This window comes from Acidovorax sp. MR-S7, assembly GCF_000400995.2.
Classification (GTDB): Bacteria; Pseudomonadota; Gammaproteobacteria; order Burkholderiales; family Burkholderiaceae_C; genus MR-S7.
In genome coordinates, this window is sequence record NZ_DF238901.1 from 1 (window position 1) to 17700 (window position 17700).

Sequence of the window (17700 nt, forward strand, 5' to 3'; positions counted from 1 at the left end):
CATTGTGCTTACGGACAGGCCGGCTCGCGCCGGCGGTGGATTGTCCGTTTACACAAAATTCTGCACACCCTCCACTGACACGACGCCGAAGTCCCCGACGGCGTGGCGCGCCACCATGTCCAGCGGCGTGCGCTGCAGGGCTCTGCGCACGGCGTTGTCGACGGTCAGGCGCCCGAGCAAAAAGCGGTTGAACATGGGGTCCTCTATCTTTGGTCACAGCCGGTGGACACACTCGGCAGAAAGTCGTGCGTTGGTGCACGGTTATACTGAGGGTCTGGCGCCTTCACACGGCAGGGGTCACATGTTCGATCCATGTATCACCCACCACATCGAAGACCAAGGGCCTGGAAGCGATTCCAGGCCCTTTGTTCTTTTCCGGCCTTCCAGTGCTACGCGGCAGGCGCGATGCGTGCCTGGCGCCGGGCCTGCCACAGCAGCAGCGCCAGCACGGCGCCCACCAGCGGCAGCATGCCCGCGTTGATGCCCTCCCAGCCCACCGTGTGCAGGAGCTGGCCCGAGCCGAACGAGGCCACGGCCACGGTGCCGAAGACGAGGAAGTCGTTCAGCGCCTGCACCTTGGCGCGCTCGCTGGGGCGGTAGCACTCGGTGAGCATCGCCGTGGCGCCGATGAAGCCGAAGTTCCACCCCAGCCCCAGCAGCACCAGCGCGCCCCAGAAGTGCGTCAGCGCCAGTCCCATCAGCGCCATCAGGCCGGAGGCGGCGATCAGCGCCAGCCCCAGCCCGGTGATGGCCCGCTTGCCGTAGCGCGCGATCAGCCGGCCCGTGAAGAAGCTGGGCCCGAACATGGCCAGCACGTGCCACTGGATGCCCAGCGCCGCCTCGCCCACGCTGTGGCCGCAGCCCACCATGGCCATGGGCGCGGCCGTCATCAGGAACGACATCAGCCCGTAGCTCACCACGCCGGCGATGGCCGCCACGGCGAACTGCGGCGTGCGCGCGATCTCGCCCAGCGGCCGCGCGTCCCCGGCCACGGCCCGCGGCGGCGCGGGCGGCAGGCGCAGCGCCAGCAGCAGCGGCAGCGCCAGCAGCGCCAGGGCCGCCTGGCTGTAGAAGCTGCCCGCGAAGGGCGTGGCGGGTAGCGCGTCGCGCGTCCAGATGACCACCTGGGGCCCGATGACGGCGGCGACCAGCCCGCCCACCATGACGCGCGAGATGGCGCTGGCGTGGCGCGAGGGCTCGCCCACCGCGTCGGTGGCGGCGAAGCGATAGCTTTGCACGCAGGCGCCGTAGAAGCCCGCCAGCGCGGTGCCCAGGCAGAACAGCGCGAAGTCCGACTGCGCGATGCCCCAGGCGGCCACCAGCCCCGAGAGCATGCCCATCGCCGCCCCCAGCGCATAGGCCGTGCGCCGCCCCGCGCGGTGCATCAGCCAGGCCGCGGGCAGCGTGGACAGGGCCAGGCCCAGCTGGTAGAGGCTCACGGGCAGCGTGGACGCGGTGGGCGTGCTCGACAGCATCTGCCCCACCAGCCCGCCCAGCGAGATGATGATGGGCGGGGATGCGCCGCCCAGCGACTGGGCCGCGACGAGCAGGCCCAGGTTGCGGCGTTCGAGGGAGGAGGTCATGGCTGCGGCAGGAAGAATGGTTTGGCGGCAGTCTACCGGCGGCGCAGCACCAGCAGGTCGATGCGCGGCGGCACGCCCAGGCGCACCGCGAAGCCGGCCCACAGGCCCGCGCCGCTGCTGACGAACAGGCGCATGCCGTCCACCGCGTACTCGCCGCGCACGAAGCCGTTGTTGGCGGGTGCGACCAGCCAGCGGTCCATGCCCAGGATGTGGCCGCCGTGTGTGTGGCCCGAGAGCTGCAGCCCCACGCCATGGGCCGCGTTGTCGCGCGCGAAGCGGGGCTGGTGGGCCAGCAGCAGGTGGAAGTCGGCCCCGGCCTCCCGCGCCAGGCGGGCTACGGCGGCCACGTCGGGCGGCACGCCCTCGGGCACGCGCGGGTCGGCGTTGTTGTGCGAGGTGCGGCCGTAGACCGGGTCGCCGATGCCCGACAGCGCCAGCCGGGCGCCGCGCACCTCCAGCACCTGGGTCTGGTTGGCGAGCAGGCCCAGGCCCAGGCGGCGGAACTCGGCCATCCATGCGTCGTAGCCGCTGTAGTACTCGTGGTTGCCCGGCGCGGCCCAGACGCCCAGGGGCGCGCGCAGGCGCGCCAGCGGCGCCACGTGGGCCGCGCTGCTGCGCACGTCGCCATCGACCAGGTCGCCGGGCAGCACGACCAGGTCGGGCCGCGCGGCCAGGGTGCGCTCCACCACGGCCTGCACATAGCGTGTGTCGTTGATGGGGCTGGCATGGATGTCGGCCACCACCGCCACGCGCAGGCCGTCCAGTGCCGCAGGCAGCCCGGGCAGGGCGAGCGTGCGCTCCTGCACCTCGGGCGGCTGCAGCGCGGTCCACACGCCGCCGGCGCCCACGCCCAGGGCGAGCACCAGGGCGCCTGCGGTGAGCGCCGGCGCATGCAGACGCCGCGCCCACGCGCCGGCGCGGGCCGCGCGCGCGGCCAGCCAGGCCGCGTCGCGCACCAGGACGAACAGGGCCATCAGCAGCAGCGTGGCCAGCACCCAGCCGCCGGGCACCTGCAGGTAGGCCACCACGGGGTAGGGCAGCGCGCCGCTTTGCAGCACGCGCAGCAGCAGGGCGGGCGCGCAGCCCAGCAGGGCGGTGGCGGCGACGGCCAGCACGCGCGTGCGCCGAGGCAGCGGGCCGACGGGCCACCAGAGCCAGGCGGCGAACAGGGGAATGACCAGGGTGACGAGCGTGACCATGCGGGGCGCGGGAGCGAGGGCAAACGGGCGAGCATATCGCGCACACATCGCGCGCATATCGGGCGCACGTGGCCTCAGGTCTTGTCCCGAGAGACGCACGGCGCTGCTTGCGCTAGGGTGCCCGTGGCTATCTTCTCAACCCCTTTCCCCGCACCCATGAACCTTCACCACCAATTGCAGCAGCGCGCCCAGGAAGGGCGTCCCATCCGCATCGGCCTGATCGGCGCGGGCAAGTTCGGCGCCATGTACCTCGCGCAGGTGCCGCGCATGCCGGGCGTGCACCTCGTGGGCATTGCCGACCTGTCGCCCGACAACGCCCGCGCCAGCCTGGCGCGCGTGGGCTGGCAGCCCGGGCAGTCCGCGGCCCGCTCCGCGCAGGAGGCGCTGCAGGACGGCACCACCTGGATCACCGACGACTGGCAGGCCCTGGTGAGCCACCCGCAGATCGAGCTGATCGTGGAGTGCACGGGCAACCCCATGGCGGCCGTGGACCACATCCTGGGCGCTTTCGCGCACGGCAAGCACGTGGTCAACGTGACGGTGGAGGCCGACGCCTTCTGCGGCCCGCTGCTGGCGCGCAAGGCCGCGCAGGCGGGCGTGGTGTATTCGCTGGCCTACGGCGACCAGCCCGCCATGATCTGCGAGCTGGTGGACTGGGCGCGCACCTGCGGCTTTCCGGTGGTGGCGGCAGGGCGCGGGCACAAGTGGCTGCCGCACTTCTGCGAGTCCACGCCCGAAACCGTCTGGGGCCACTACGGATTGAGCCCCGAGCAGGCCGCGCGCGGCGGGCTCAACCCCAAGATGTTCAACAGCTTCCTCGACGGCTCCAAGCCCAGCATCGAGAGCACGGCCGTCTCCAACGCCACGGGCCTGGCCGTGCCCAGCGACGGCCTGCTGTACCCGCCTGCCAGCGTGGAGGACATTCCCTACGTCACCCGCCCCGTTTCCGAGGGCGGCGTGCTGGAGAAGAAGGGCATGGTGGAGGTCATCTCCTCGCTGGAGAAGGACGGCCGCAAGATCCCCTACGACATCCGCATGGGCGTGTGGGTGACGGTGGAGGCCGAGACCGACTACATCAAGCACTGCTTCGAGGAATACAACGCCCACACCGACCCCACGGGCCGCTATTTCACGCTGTACAAGCGCTGGCACCTGATCGGGCTGGAGGTGGGCATGTCGGTGGCCAGCGTGGCGCTGCGCGGCGAGCCCACGGGCGTGCCGCGCGCCTGGAACGCCGACGTGGTGGCCACCGCCAAGCGCGACCTGCGCCCCGGCGACCTGCTGGACGGCGAGGGCGGCTACACCGTCTGGGGCAAGCTGCTGCCGGCGGCCACTTCGCGGCGCATCCGCGGCCTGCCGCTGGGCATGGCGCACAACGTCAAGGTACTGCGCCCCGTGGCCAAGGGCCAGCCGCTGTCCTGGGACGACGTGGACAGCGACACCACCACCCACGCCTGGAAGGTGCGCCGCGAGATGGAGACGATGTTCGCCGGCTGACCCTGGAGCGCGCGGGCGCCATGAAAAGGCCTTGAACGCGCTCTTGGCGCGGGGCAGGGCGGGCCTGGGATAATTCCCGCCCCTATGCCCCTCACGATCTCCTTTCCCGAGTCCCTTCCCGTATCCGCCCGCCGCGACGAGATCATGGCGGCGATGCAAAAGCACCAGGTCATCATCGTGTGCGGCGAAACGGGCTCGGGCAAGACCACGCAGCTGCCAAAAATCGCCCTCGCGCTGGGGCGCGGCCGCTGCAACGCGCCGGAGGGCACGCGCGGGCGCCTGATAGGCCACACGCAGCCGCGCCGCATCGCCGCCAGCAGCGTCGCCAAGCGCATCGCCGAGGAGCTGAAGACGCCCCTGGGCGAGGTGGTGGGCTACAAGGTGCGCTTCCAGGACACGCTGCAAAAGGGCGCCTCGGTCAAGCTGATGACCGACGGCATCCTGCTGGCCGAGACGCAGACCGATCCGCTCCTGAAGGCCTACGACACGCTCATCATCGACGAGGCGCACGAGCGCAGCCTGAACATCGACTTCCTGCTGGGCTACCTCAAGCAGATCCTGCCCCAGCGGCCCGACCTGAAGGTGGTGGTGACCTCGGCCACCATCGACGCGGAGCGCTTCGCCAAGCACTTCGAGGGCAAGCAAGGGCCCGCGCCGGTCATCATGGTCTCGGGCCGCACCTACCCGGTGGAGATGCGCTACCACCCGTTCGAGGAAAAGAAGGACTACGACCTCAACGACGCCATCGCCGATGGTGTGGATGAACTCTGGCAGGGCGGGCGGGGCGGCGACATCCTGGTCTTCCTCCCCGGCGAACGCGAGATCCGCGAGGCGGCGGACCACCTGCGCAAGCACCTGCAGCATTCGCCCGTGTTGCGGAGCAGCGAGGTGCTGCCGCTGTTCTCGCGCCTGTCGCAGGCCGAGCAGGACCGCATCTTCGACGGCCACACCGGCCGGCGCATCGTGCTGGCCACCAACGTGGCCGAGACCTCGCTCACCGTGCCCGGCATCCGCTACGTGATCGACGCGGGCACGGCGCGCGTCAAGCGCTATTCCTTCCGCAGCAAGGTGGAGCAGCTGCTGGTCGAGCCCATCAGCCAGGCGGCCGCCAACCAGCGCGCCGGGCGCTGCGGGCGCGTGGCCAACGGCATCTGCATCCGTCTCTACGGCGAGGACGACTTCAACCAGCGCGACCGCTTCACCGACCCCGAGATCCTGCGCTCGTCGCTGGCTGGTGTCATCCTGCGCATGAAAGCGCTGGGCCTGGGCGACGTGGTGAACTTCCCCTTCCTGGAGGCGCCCTCGGGCCGCGCCATCGCCGACGGCTACCAGCTCCTGGCCGAGCTGGGCGCGGTGGACGAGCGTGGACGCCTGGAGCCCATGGGCCAGGAGCTGGCGCGCCTGCCGCTGGACCCGCGCGTGGGCCGCATGATCCTGGAAGCGCGCGCGCGCGGCGCGGTGGCCGAGGTGCTGGTCATCGCCTCGGCCCTGTCGGTGCAGGACGTGCGCGACCGGCCGCTGGAGGCCCAGCAGCAGGCCGACCAGCAGCACGCCAAGTTCGACGACGAGAAGAGCGAGTTCACCGGCTACCTGCGCCTGTGGAACTGGCTGCACGACGCGCGCGGCGGCAAGGCCGTGGCCATGAGCCGCAAGGAAATGGCGGCGCAGGGCGCCGCCCCGGCCCCGGCGCGCAACCAGGCCTTCCTGCCCGTGGCGCAGCGGCAGGCGCAGGCGCCCGCCGCTGATCTTGCGGAGACGCCGGCCCACAAGCTCAGCAACCGCCAGTGGGAGCAGCTGCTGCGCCAGAACTTCATCAACATCCGCCGCGTGCGCGAGTGGCGCGACATCCATTCGCAGCTGCTCACCGTGGTCAAGGAGCACCGCTGGCAGGTGAATGACAAGCCCGCGGGCTACGAAGCGGTGCACCTGTCCATGCTCTCGGGCCTGCTAGGCAACATCGGGTTCAAGGGCGAGGAGAGCGAGTCCTACCTGGGCGCGCACGGCATCCGCTTCCACCCGCACCCCGGCGCGCACCTGGGCAAGAAGCCCGGGCGCTGGATCGTCGCGGCCGAGCAGGTCGAGACCTCGCGCCTCTACGGCCGGGGCATCGCCGCCATCGAGCCGCAATGGCTGGAGGAAGTGGGCGGCCATCTGCTGAAGAAGCAGCTGCTCGACCCGCACTGGTCCAAGAAGCAGGCCGACGTGGTGGCCTACGAGCGCGCCACGCTCTACGGCCTGGTGGTCTACAACGGGCGCGGCGTGAGCTACGGCCGCATCGACCCGCACGAGGCGCGCCAGCTCTTCATCCGCCGCGCGCTGGTCGATGGCGAGTGGGACACGCACTGGCCCTTCCTCGCGGCCAACCACAAGCTGGTGCGCAAGGTGGAGGAGCTGGAGCACAAGAGCCGCCGCCAGGACGTGCTGGTGGACGATGAACTCATCTACGCCTTCTACGACCAGCACATCCCCGAGGGCATCTACAGCGGCACCACCTTCGACAAGTGGTTCCGCACCGCATCCAAGGCCGCGCCCAGCCTGCTGCAGCTGCAGGAGGGCGAGCTGATGCGCCACGAGGCGGCGGGCATCACCACCGAGAAATTCCCCAAGACCGTCAAGCTCGGCGGCGTGGACTGCTCGGCCGCCTACCTGCACAGCCCTGGCGACGCGCGCGACGGCATCACCGTCACGGTGCCGCTGTTCGTGCTCAACCAGGTGAGCGAGGAGCGCGCCGAATGGCTCGTGCCCGGCATGCTCAAGGACAAGATCCAGGCGCTCCTGAAAAGCCTGCCGCAGCGCCCGCGCAGCCGCTTCGTGCCGCTGCCCGAAAGCGCCGCGCGGCTGGCGGCGCTGTTCACCGAGGAAGGGCGCTGGGCGCAGGGCGGCCTGATCGACGCGCTGCTCAAGCAGGTGCGCGATGAAACCTCGCTCGACGTGAAGCGCGCTGACTTCAAGCTGGACATGCTCAGCCCGCACCTGTTCATGAACTTCCGCGTGACCGACGAGCACGGCCGCCAGCTTGGCCAGGGGCGCAACCTCGCCGCGCTCAAGGCGGAATGGGGCAGCAAGGCGCGCGGGGCGTTCCAGGCGCTTGCTTCGTTAAAGATAGCTGGTGGCGCTAACCAGAAGCCGGTTTCCGATGAAAAACCATCGAAAAACAAGGCAGGACAAGCGCAAGCAGCTATCAAAAATGAAAACGCTGCCCCGGCCGAGCCGCCGCGCAAGGCCGACGCCCGCTACACGCAATGGAGCTTCGGCGAGCTGCCCGAGCTGATGGAAATCAAGAAGGGCGGCCAGACGCTGGTCGGCTTTCCCGCGCTCATCGACCAGGGCGATGCCGTTGCCATCGAGGTGTTCGACGAGCCCGAGGTGGCGGCGGCCCGGCACCGCGCGGGCCTGCGCCGCCTGTTCGCGCTCACGATCCGGGACGCGCTCAAGTACCTCGAAAAGAACATCCCCGACCTGCAGAAGATGGCCGTGGCCTACATGCCGCTGGGCACGCAGGAGGAGCTGAGGCAGCAGATCATCGACGTCGCCATCGACCGCGCCTTCCTGCAGGAGCCGCTGCCCGCCGATGAGGCGCAGTTCAAGCAGCGCGTGCAGGACGGGCGCGGGCGCCTCACGCTCATCGCCAACGAGGTGGCGCGCATGGCGGCCGGCATCCTCGCCGAATACGCCGTGGCCGCCCGCAAGATCAAGGACACCAAAAACGCTCCGGAGGCGACGAAGGACGCGGGCGAGCAGCTGCAAAGGCTGGTGCCCAAGCATTTCATCGCCGTGGCCCCGTGGGCGCAGCTGCAGCACTACGCGCGCTACCTCAAGGCCATCACCACGCGCCTGGACAAGTACCGCGCAGACCCGGCGCGCGACGCCGCCAAATCGAAGGAGCTGCAGCCGCTGGAGCAGCGCTACTGGCGCCTGGTGGCGGAGCGCAAGGGCCAGGTGGACGCGCGCATGCAGGAATACCGCTGGATGCTGGAGGAGCTGCGCGTGAGCTTCTTCGCGCAGGAGCTGCGCACGCCGTATCCGGTGAGCAGCAAGCGGCTGGAGAAAGTCTGGCAGCAGTTGATGCTGTGACCTTTCTCAGGCACCCATCAGGGCCAGCAGCTCCTGCCGCGACACGTCGCGTGCCGCGCCGAACCCGGCGATGTGGCGCCCCGCCAGCGGGTCGATGGCGACGAAGCGGAAGTCGCCCAGTGTGGTCATGAACTCCGCCTCGGGAAAGCGCGCCAGGTAGGCGTCGCGTGCCGACGCCCAGGCCGGGCTGCCGGGTTCCAGCAGCCGCGCCTCGCCCTCGATGCCGACGCGCTCCAGCGCGTGCACCGGCTGGCCCGCCTCCTCGGGCGCGGCGATGAGCAGGGCCACCGCGGCGTGGGCCTGCATCTGCCGGGTGTGCGCCGCCCGGGCGCTCACGTGCAGCACGAAGCAGCCCTGCGCCGCGTCCATGGCGAAGGGCACGAAGGACGCTTGCGGCGCCGCCGTGCGCGCCGCATCCTGCAGCAGCGTGGCCAGCGCCGCCGTGCGGCGGCTGTGCACCAGGTGGCGCAGCGCCGCGGCCAGGCAAGGTTCGTGGGGCATGGCGATGGCTCCGTCAGGGCGCCGGCGCGGCCGCAGGGTCGAGGGAGGGCACCAGCCGCTCCAGCTCCGCGCAGACGTCGGCCATGCGGCCGGAGATCACGATGCGCGGGCTGCCGTCCTCCAACGTGCGGAGCATCACCCGCACGGGCCGGGCCGGGGGCGGTGCCTGGTGCAGCGCTTGGATGGCGGCGGGCGCGGGCCCTTCGCCCGGGCAGGGCTGCGGAACGAGGATGCGCGCCACGGCGGGCGCGGGCCGCGCCGATGGGGCGGGGCTGGCGGCTGCGGGGCGCGGAAAGATCCAGCGCGCGACAGCGCCCAGCGGGTGGGCGAGGGTGGCGAGTGCGGGGAGAGCGAATCCCATGTGAAGACTCCATCATGCGCATGGCATGCAAGGTGGAACACAGGCAGGATTGCCAACGGGAAACCACGCTCGCGCAGGGTTGGCATGTGGCAGCCCCGTGGGGCCTTCCACCTGCCAGACGCCCGCCACCTGCGCCAGCGCACGAAAGGGGTGGCGCTGCTACATCAGCATGGTGTTGCGGATCAGGCCCACGGCCAGGCCCTCGATCTCGAAGGGCTCGCCCGGATCGACCTGGATCACGGGGTAGTCGGGGTTCTCGGGCAGCAGCTCGATGTGTGTGCCGGTGCGGCGCAGGCGCTTGACGGTGACCTCGTCGCCCAGGCGCGCGACGATGATCTGCCCGTTGCGCGCCTCGCGCGTGGCCTGCACGGCGAGCAGGTCGCCGTCCATGATGCCCGCGTCGCGCATGGACATGCCGCGCACCTTGAGCAGGTAGTCGGGTTTGTGCTGGAACAGGCTGCCTTCCAGGGTGTAGGACTGGTCCACGTGCTCCTGCGCGAGAATCGGAGAGCCGGCGGCCACGCGCCCGATGAGCGGCAGCGTGAGCTGCGACAGGCCGGGAATGGGCAGGCTGAACTGGGCGCCGCGCGCCGCGTTGATGTGGCGCACGGTCTCGCCGCGCAGCCGGATGCCGCGCGAGGTGCCGCTGACCAGCTCGATCACGCCCTTGCGCGCGAGGGCCTGCAGGTGTTCCTCGGCCGCATTGGCGGACTTGAAGCCCAGCTCGGCCGCGATCTCGGCGCGCGTGGGCGGCGCGCCGGTGCGCGCGATGGCGGTCTGGATCAGGTCCAGGATCTGCTGTTGGCGGGCGGTGAGCTTGGGACTGTCGAGCATGGCGGGCTCCAGAGGTGGATAACTGTTTTTCGATCCAGTAACTGTATTTTTGAACAGTTTTTGAAAGGGTGCAAGTGGGTCAGGCAAGAAAAATCGTGGTGCTGGGCACCGGGGGCACGATAGCGGGCACGTCCGAGGTGGCCGGCGCTAACGTGGGCTACACGGCGGCGCAGATCGGCGTGGCCCAGCTTCTGGCCGCCTTGCCGGGACTGGAGCGCGCGGCGGGCGGCGCGGAGCTGGCGGCGGAACAGGTCGCGCAGATCGACAGCAAGGACATGACGCACGCCGTCTGGGCGCGCCTGGCGGCGCGCTGCGCCGCGCTGCTGGCGGATGCGTCGGTGGCGGGCATCGTCGTCACCCACGGGACGGACACGCTGGAGGAGACGGCTTGGCTGCTGCACAGCGTACTGCCCGCGGACAAGCCCGTGGTGCTGACCTGCGCCATGCGGCCCGCCACGGCTCTGGCGCCCGACGGGCCGCAGAACCTGCTGGATGCGGTGGCGCTGGCGGCCGAGCCGTCCGCGCGCGGCGTGCTGGTGGCGGCGGCGGGCGTGGTGCACGGCGCGCGCGAGGTGAGCAAGGTGCACCCGCTGCGGCTGGACGCGTTCGACTCCGGCGACACGGGGCCGCTGGGCTGGGTGGAAGCGGGGCGCGTGCGCTGGGCGCATGGCCGCGCGCCCGCGGCGCAGGCGCCTGCCCACGGCGCGCTGGCGCAGGCCCTGGAGGCACGGCCCTGGCCGCGCGTGGAGATCGTCCTGAGCCATGCGGGCGCCGACGGCGCGCTGGTGGACTGGCTGGTGCAGGGCGGCGCGGCGGGCATCGTGGTGGCCGCCACGGGCAACGGCACGCTGCACGCGGCGCTGGAGCAGGCGCTGGCGCGCGCCGCTGCGGCGGGCGTGCGGGTGCGTGTGGCCTCGCGCTGCCCGCAGGGGCGCATGCTGGCGCTGCAGGACGCCCGCTGGCAGGACGCGGACGGCCTGAGCCCCGTCAAGGCGCGCGTGTCCCTGCTGCTGGAACTGCTGGCTGCGACAATGCCCGGATGATCTCTTTCAGGACATTGCCCCGCCATGCTGCTTGACGCCTCCGAATCCCAACTCGTGCTCGTGGACTACCAGGAGCGCCTGATGCCCGCCATCTTCGAAGGCGCGGCCGTGCTGGACAACGCCCGCCGCCTGGCCCAGGTCGCCCGGCTGGTGGACGTGCCCGTCTGGGGCACGGAGCAAAACCCCTCGCGCCTGGGCCCGAACGACGCCGCGCTGCGCGCCCTGTGCGGCAAGACCCTGGCCAAGATGCATTTCAGCGCCACCGAGGAAGGGCTGGGCGAGTGGCTGCGCCCGCCGGCCAAGCCGCAAGGCGGCAATGCGCGCAGCCTGCCCAAGCACCTGCAGAAACCCGCGCAGCAGGCGCCCGAGCGCGCCAGCATCGTCATCGCGGGCTGCGAGGCGCACGTGTGCCTGCTGCAGACGGCGCTGCAGCTCATCGAGGACGAGTTCGACGTCTGGGTGGTCACCGACGCCTGCAGCTCCCGCACCGAACGCAACCGCGATGCCGCCTTCGACCGCCTGGCCGGCGCGGGCGCCGAGCTGGTCACCACCGAGATGGTGGCGTTCGAGTGGCTGCGCAGCTGCGAGCACCCGGCGTTCAAGGACATGCTGGGGCTGGTCAAGTAGGAGGGGGGCGCCATGGCGCGGCGCTCCCGGCTGTTTTCCCTGTCCGCGCTCACGCGGGCGTACCAGCGCAACCTCAAGGCGCTGGCGCGTGCCGCGCGGCCGGCCCGCCCGGCGGCACGGCGCAAGGCCGCCGTGGCGCCGCTGGCCGTGCCCGCCAAGCGCCCGGCGCGCGCCCCCGGCGACTGGCTGCCCGGCGTGGCGCCGGGGCCTGCCGGCGCGCGGCGCTACCACCTGCACATCCCGCCCGGCCTGGCGCTGCGGCCAGGCGAAAAGCTGCCGCTGCTGGTCATGCTGCACGGCTGCGGCCAGACGGGGCGCGACCTGGCGGCCGCCTCGCGCATGCACCGGCTGGCCGCGCGCGGGCGCTTCCTGGTGCTCTACCCGGAGCAGGAGCGGGTAGCCAACGCCCACGGCTGCTGGAACTGGTTCGAGCGCCGCAGCGGCAAGGCCGCGGCCGAGGCCGCCACGCTGCTGGCGGCCATCGACAAGGTGGCCCGCCGGCACCCCGTCGATCCGGCGCGCGTGGCCGTGGCGGGCCTGTCGGCCGGGGCCGGCATGGCCGCGCTCATGGCCGCGCTGTACCCGCAGCGCTTCTGCGCCGTGGCCGTGCATTCGGGCGCCGCGCCGGGCACGGCCGAGTCGGCGGCCACCGCACTTGCCGCCATGCAGGGGCGGCGCGCGGCGCGCCTGCCCGCGCCGCTCGTGCCGGGATGCCCCGCGCCGGCTTCCCCTGCACTGCCGCCGCTGCTTGTGCTGCATGGCGATGCGGACGGCGTGGTGTCGGTGCGCAACGCCGCCGCCACGGCGCAGCTCTGGGCCGAGGCGCTGGGCGCCCGCCCGGGGCCCGAGCGCGTGCAGCAGCGCGGCCAGCGCTACGCCATGCGGGTGACGGAATTCAAGGTCCGTGGCCGCGCCGTGGTGGTGCTGCGCGAGGTGCTGGGCCTGGGGCACGCCTGGAGCGGCGGGGCCGCGCACCGGCCCTACAGCGACCCGGCCGGGCCGGATGCCTCGGCGCTGATCTGGGCCTTCGCCGCGCGCCAGTTCGGCCGCAGCGAGGCATGAGTGAAATAGGGCTCCAGCGCTTGCCAGACAAGCGCGGGCAGCTATTGAAAATGTAGTCGAGCGGCGCGCAGGCAGGCCAGGGCCGGGGCCTGCCCTGTTTCACATATGTGAAAAAGCGGCCGGGTGCTGGACGCTGGCCGGGCGGGTGCAAAGAATACGCGCCCATCGACTGCCCGCCGCATCCCGCCCATGTCTCCTGCCCAGCGCCTGCACGAACTCATCGTGCGTCCCCCGCTTCTCGTCATGCCCGCCGCGTACGACGCGCTCTCCGCCCGGCTGGCGCAGGAGGCGGGCTTCGAGGCCCTGCAGGTGTCGGGCCTGTCGCTGTCGGCAGCGGACGGGCTGCCCGATTTCAGCATCCTGTCGATGCGCGAGATGGCCGGCCGCACGCGCCGCATCGCCGCCGCCGTGGACATTCCCGTGATGGGCGATGGCGACACGGGCTATGGCGGCGTGGTGAACGTGTGGCACACCGTGCGCGAATTCGAGGCGGCGGGCGCCGCCGGCATGAATCTGGAAGACCAGAGCTTTCCCAAGCGCTGCGGCCGCGTCGAGGGCAAGGAGCTCATCCCCTTGCGCGAGATGTGCGCCAAGCTCGACGCGGCGGCTTCGGCGCGGCGCGACCCGTATTTCGTGCTCAACGCGCGCACCGACGCGCTGGGTATCGAGGGCATCGATGCGGCCGTCGAGCGCGCCAACGCCTACCTGCGCGCGGGCGCCACCATGGTGTTCATCCAGGGCGTCTCGCGCGTGGACGAGGCCGAGCTGCTGGCGGCCGCGATCGACGGGCCGGTGGGCATGAACCTCATCGAGCAGCACCCGGGCTGCGCCGGGCTGACCTTCGAGCGCCTGCAGGCGGCGGGCGTGGCGCGCGTGAGCCTGTCGGCCTCGCTGATGCTGTCGGCCATCCACGGCATGCGCGAGGGGCTGCGGCGCATCCGCGAGTGGGGCGGCACGCGCGTGGACGCGCAGGTGTTCGCCCCGTTCGACGACCTGCACGCCCTCTGCGGCACGCCGCAGGCCCTGGCCATCGAGCGGCGCGCGCGCGCCTTCATGGATGCGGGCGGCTGAATTTCCCTGCCGGCCGCGCCGCGGCCACACCCATAGACCCGAAGGAGATTGGACCCATGCGCAACTTCCCGCGCCGCATCTTGCTACTGGCAGCCCTGGCATGGGCGCTGCCCGCCGCTGCCAGCGGCTTCCCGAGCAAGCCGCTCAAGATCATCGTGCCCTTCGCCGCGGGCGGCCCCACGGATTCCGTGGCGCGCGACGTGGCGGTGCGGCTCGGCGAGCACCTGGGCCAGAGCGTGGTGGTGGACAACATCGGCGGCGGCGCCGGCCTGCCGGCCATGCAGGCGCTGAGCCGCTCGGCGCCCGACGGGCACACCATGATCCTCGCCGGCGCGAGCCACGTGACGATCCAGACCCTGCTGACCAAGGCTGGCGCCGATGCCGCCGCCAGGCTCGCGCCGGTGTCGCTCGTGTCCACCAGCCCGCACGTGCTGTTCGTCAGCAGCCAGCTGCCGGTGAAGACCTTCCAGGAGTTCCTCGACTACGCCCGGGCGCGGCCGGGCCGGCTCAACTATGCGTCCGCGGGCGCGGGCGGCGTGTCGCACCTGGGCATGGAGGTGATCCTGGCGCAGGCGGGCATCCAGGCCACGCACGTGGCCTACCGGGGCATCTCGCAGGCCACGGTGGACCTGGCGGCCGGGCAGGTGCAGTTCATGCTGAGCAGCATGGCCTCGCTCAAGGGCCTGATGGAAAAGGGCGCGGTGCGTCCGATCGCACTGACCTCGGCCACGCAGGCGGCGGACAGCAGGCACCTGCCGCTGGTGTCGTCGCTGCTGCCGGGCGCGCAGTACACGACGTGGTACGCCATGTACGTGCCCGTGGGCACGCCCGCGCCCGTGGTGGCGCGCCTGCACCAGGCGCTGGCGGCCGTGCTGGCCGAGCCCGGGCTGAAGGCCAAGTTCCGCGAGATGGGCACGGACCTGCAGTCCAGCACGCCCGAGGAGCTGACCGAGCGCACCCGGGCGGAGATGGAGCTGTGGCGCAAGGCCATCGCCCAGGGCGGCATCAGCGTTGAATAAGATCGTCAGCACGTTCTAAGCCAGAATCGGCCCATGCCGGGCTTGATCGACAAGGGGCTGCTCACGCGCAGGGCGCCCACGCAGAGCGACAGGGGGATCACCAAATCCGCCATGCGCGTGTGCGAGGTCTTCGAGCTGTTCGCCCAGCGCCAGGCGCCGCTGCCGCTCAGGGAGGTGACGCGCAGCCTGGGCTACCCGGCGTCGAGCGCGTCGGCGCTGCTCAAGAGCCTGGTGGAGATGGGCTACCTCGAATACGACCTGCGTCAGCGCACCTACTTCCCCACGATCCGCATGTCCAGCATGGTGAGCTGGGTGGAGCGGGCGCGCTTCGGCACGGGCGGCATCCTGCTGGCGATGCAGCGCGTGCACGCGGCCACGCAGGAAACGGTGAACCTGGGCACCCAGAGCGACTTGTATGCGCAATACATCTGCCAGATCGCCTCGCAGTTGCACGTGCCGCACGAGCGCATCCGCCAGACGGTGCGCTCGCTCGACCGCTCGGGCACCGGCTGGCTCATCCTGAGCGCCTACGGCGACGAGGAGGTGGAGCACCTGCTGCGGCGCGTGCAGCACGCGCGGCGCGGGCGCAACCCGCCGGACGTGGCGGCCGTGCTCGCGCAGGTGCGCGCGATCCGGCGCGACGGCTACGTCTTCTCGCGGCACACGGTGGTGCAGGGCGCGGGCATGATCGGCATGCTGGTGCCGCAAGAGCCCGGCGCGCGGCCGCTGACCATCAGCGTGCATGCGCCCGTGGAGCGGCTGGAGCGCAAGAAGCGCGTCATCCTGGACGAACTGTCGGCGGTCATGAGCGCGGCCTGCGCGCTGGGGCTGCCGCAACTGGGCATGGGGTGAGGGTGGGGATTCAGCCGCTCAGCGCGCTGACCAGCACGTGCGGCTGCAGCGGCTTGTCCAAGTGCTGGTCGAAGCCCGCGAGCAGGGCGCGCTCGCGGTCCTGCGGGCGGGCGAAGGCGGTGAGGGCGACGGCGCGTATCGGCGGGCGGCCCTGCTGGCGCTCCAGCGCGCGGATGGCGGCGATGAGCTCGTAGCCGTCGCGCCCGGGCAGACCGATGTCGCTCACGAGCAATTGCGGCCACGCCGTGTCCAGCTGCGCCATCGCCGAATCGTAGTCGCCGGCCAGGCGCACATGGGCGCCCTCGTCGGCCAGCACCACGTTCAGCATCTCGCGCGTGTCGGCGTTGTCCTCCACCACCAGGATGTCCTTGCCCTGCAGCAGGCGCTGGCCATTGCCCGCATCGCCGCCGCCGGCGGGCGCGGGGGCTGCGCTTTCCTGGTGGGCCACGTTCATGCGCACCGTCATCGTCGCGCCCTGGTTGGCACCGGCGCTGGCGGCGGCGACGGTGCCGCCGTGCAGCTCCACCAGGTGCTTGACAATGGACATGCCCAGCCCCAGGCCGCCGTGCGCGCGGTTGCCGGGCGTGTCGCTCTGGGTGAAGCGCTCGAACATGTAGGGGAGGAATTCGGGTGCGATGCCGATGCCCTGGTCCTGCACCTCCAGCAGCAGCTCGTCGCCCCTGCGCGCCAGGCGCACCGTGACGGCGCCGCCGTGCTGCGAGAACTTGATGGCGTTGGTGACGAGGTTCCACACGATCTGCTGGAAGCGCGTCACGTCCAGCCAGGCCGCCTCGTCCACGCCGGCGGATTCGATGACCAGGGCGATGTTCTTGAGCTGCGCCTGGTCGCGCAGCGCGTCCAGCGAGGTCTGGGTCAGCTCCAGCGGCCGCGCCCATTCGCGGTGCAGCCGCAGCTTGCCGGAGGCGATGCGCGAGACGTCGAGGATGTCCGAGATGATCCGGCCCTGCGCCTTGGCGCCGCGCTCGATGGCGTCCAGCCCACGCGCCAGGCCGTCGGGCGTGGGCGCGGGCTTGGCGCGGCGCAGCATGTGCACCCAGCCGGTGATCAGGGTCAGCGGCGTGCGCAGCTCGTGCGAGAGCACGGCCACGAAGTCGTCCTTGGTGCGGCTTTGCCGCTCGGCCAGTACGCGCGCGGCCTGTTCGCGCTCCAGCAGCTCCTGGCGGCGGCGCTCGAAGTCGATGCGCTCGGTGAGGTCGCGCGCGATACCGATGCGCACGCCGGGCTCCTCGTGGTCGGAGAGGTTCCACGACAGCAGCATCTCGCCGCCGTCGGCGCGCAGCATGGGAAATTCGCCCTGCCAGGGCATGGTTTCCTGGCCCGGGCCGTGCTCGAACAGCCGCTGCGCGAAGGCCCGCCACGCGGGCGGCGCCAGCGCGGTGACGGACACGCCCACCAGCTCGTCGCGCCCGCGCTGGAACAGCGCCTGCGCGGCCGGGTTCACGTCGGCGAAGCGGCCCGCCGTGTCGATGAGCATCATGGCCACGGGCGCCTGGTCGTAGATGGCGCGAAAGCGCGTCTCGGAGCGGCGCAGCTCGTCCTCGGCCGTGCGCGCGCGGATCAGCGCCTGCAGCGTGGCCAGCAGCAGGGCGGGTTCGGCCGGATGGACCATGTAGGCGTCGGCCCCGGCGTTGAGGCCGGCCACGCGGTGCTCGTTCTGCACGTAGGCGGCCGACAGGTGCACGACGGGCGTGAGCGCGGTGCGCGCGTTGGCGCGCAGGCTGCGGCAGACCTCGAAGCCGTCCATGTCGGGCAGGTGCACGTCCAGCACCACCGCCGCGATGCCCGTGCCGGCCTGCGCGAGCGCCTGCGCGCCGGTTTCCGCCTCCACCACCGGGAAGCCGGCGGCGCGCAGCACGCGCGACGTGGCGTAGCGGGTGGCGGGGTTGTCATCGACCACCAGCACGGTGTGCTGGCTGCGGTCGATGGTGGGCGCGATCCATTGGGAATCAGGCATGG

15 protein-coding genes are annotated in these 17700 nt (G+C 71.7%); 8 read left to right on the forward strand and 7 right to left on the reverse strand.

The window, feature by feature from the left end:
• Positions 1-48: 48 nt before the first annotated feature.
• From AVS7_RS24695 to AVS7_RS04990, 3 genes are all read right to left on the reverse strand, one after another.
• Positions 49-195 carry a hypothetical protein gene (locus AVS7_RS24695; RefSeq protein ID WP_020227321.1) on the reverse strand — a complete coding sequence of 49 codons (147 nt, stop codon included), beginning with the start codon at positions 193-195 and terminating at the stop codon, positions 49-51.
• 194 nt (positions 196-389) lie between these two features.
• A complete protein-coding gene (locus AVS7_RS04985; RefSeq protein WP_020227322.1) occupies positions 390-1583 on the reverse strand; it encodes an MFS transporter in 1194 nt (397 codons plus the stop codon).
• A gap of 32 nt (positions 1584-1615) precedes the next feature.
• Positions 1616-2782, reverse strand: coding sequence for a metallophosphoesterase (locus tag AVS7_RS04990; protein WP_020227323.1), 1167 nt, complete (start codon positions 2780-2782; stop codon positions 1616-1618).
• A 156-nt stretch (positions 2783-2938) separates the two neighbouring features.
• Here AVS7_RS04990 and AVS7_RS04995 point away from each other — a divergent pair, with 156 nt between their 5' ends.
• Both AVS7_RS04995 and hrpA read left to right on the forward strand, forming a co-directional pair.
• A complete protein-coding gene (locus AVS7_RS04995; protein ID WP_034690031.1) occupies positions 2939-4279 on the forward strand; it encodes an NAD(P)H-dependent oxidoreductase in 1341 nt (446 codons plus the stop codon).
• An 84-nt stretch (positions 4280-4363) separates the two neighbouring features.
• Positions 4364-8353 (forward strand): ATP-dependent RNA helicase HrpA, encoded by a 3990-nt coding sequence (gene hrpA, locus AVS7_RS05000; protein WP_020227325.1) that lies wholly within the window; start codon positions 4364-4366, stop codon positions 8351-8353.
• A 6-nt stretch (positions 8354-8359) separates the two neighbouring features.
• Here hrpA and AVS7_RS05005 read toward each other — a convergent pair whose 3' ends face one another.
• The 3 genes from AVS7_RS05005 to lexA form a co-directional block, all read right to left on the reverse strand.
• Positions 8360-8854 carry a pyridoxamine 5'-phosphate oxidase family protein gene (locus tag AVS7_RS05005; RefSeq protein WP_020227326.1) on the reverse strand — a complete coding sequence of 165 codons (495 nt, stop codon included), beginning with the start codon at positions 8852-8854 and terminating at the stop codon, positions 8360-8362.
• A gap of 13 nt (positions 8855-8867) precedes the next feature.
• The gene (locus tag AVS7_RS05010) at positions 8868-9215 is read right to left on the reverse strand and encodes a hypothetical protein (RefSeq protein WP_020227327.1); all 348 of its coding nucleotides are present in this window, start codon (positions 9213-9215) and stop codon (positions 8868-8870) included.
• A gap of 159 nt (positions 9216-9374) precedes the next feature.
• On the reverse strand, positions 9375-10049 hold the full coding sequence (gene lexA / locus AVS7_RS05015; protein ID WP_024000973.1) for a transcriptional repressor LexA: 675 nt from the start codon (positions 10047-10049) through the stop codon (positions 9375-9377).
• A 68-nt stretch (positions 10050-10117) separates the two neighbouring features.
• Between lexA and AVS7_RS05020 the strand changes: the two genes are divergently transcribed.
• From AVS7_RS05020 to AVS7_RS05045, 6 genes are all read left to right on the forward strand, one after another.
• Positions 10118-11092, forward strand: coding sequence for an asparaginase (locus AVS7_RS05020; protein ID WP_034690032.1), 975 nt, complete (start codon positions 10118-10120; stop codon positions 11090-11092).
• Between the two features lie 24 nt (positions 11093-11116).
• Positions 11117-11719 (forward strand): isochorismatase family protein, encoded by a 603-nt coding sequence (locus AVS7_RS05025; protein WP_020227329.1) that lies wholly within the window; start codon positions 11117-11119, stop codon positions 11717-11719.
• Between the two features lie 12 nt (positions 11720-11731).
• Positions 11732-12781 carry a PHB depolymerase family esterase gene (locus tag AVS7_RS05030; protein WP_020227330.1) on the forward strand — a complete coding sequence of 350 codons (1050 nt, stop codon included), beginning with the start codon at positions 11732-11734 and terminating at the stop codon, positions 12779-12781.
• A 189-nt stretch (positions 12782-12970) separates the two neighbouring features.
• Entirely contained in the window at positions 12971-13852 is an 882-nt protein-coding gene (locus AVS7_RS05035) for an oxaloacetate decarboxylase (protein WP_020227331.1), read from the forward strand.
• 56 nt (positions 13853-13908) lie between these two features.
• On the forward strand, positions 13909-14871 hold the full coding sequence (locus AVS7_RS05040; RefSeq protein ID WP_020227332.1) for a tripartite tricarboxylate transporter substrate-binding protein: 963 nt from the start codon (positions 13909-13911) through the stop codon (positions 14869-14871).
• Positions 14872-14904: 33 nt separating this feature from the next.
• Entirely contained in the window at positions 14905-15723 is an 819-nt protein-coding gene (locus AVS7_RS05045) for an IclR family transcriptional regulator (RefSeq protein ID WP_020227333.1), read from the forward strand.
• 10 nt (positions 15724-15733) lie between these two features.
• On the opposite strand, the gene AVS7_RS05050 is transcribed toward AVS7_RS05045, so the two are convergent.
• On the reverse strand, positions 15734-17698 hold the full coding sequence (locus AVS7_RS05050) for a response regulator (RefSeq protein WP_020227334.1): 1965 nt from the start codon (positions 17696-17698) through the stop codon (positions 15734-15736).
• Positions 17699-17700: the final 2 nt, after the last annotated feature.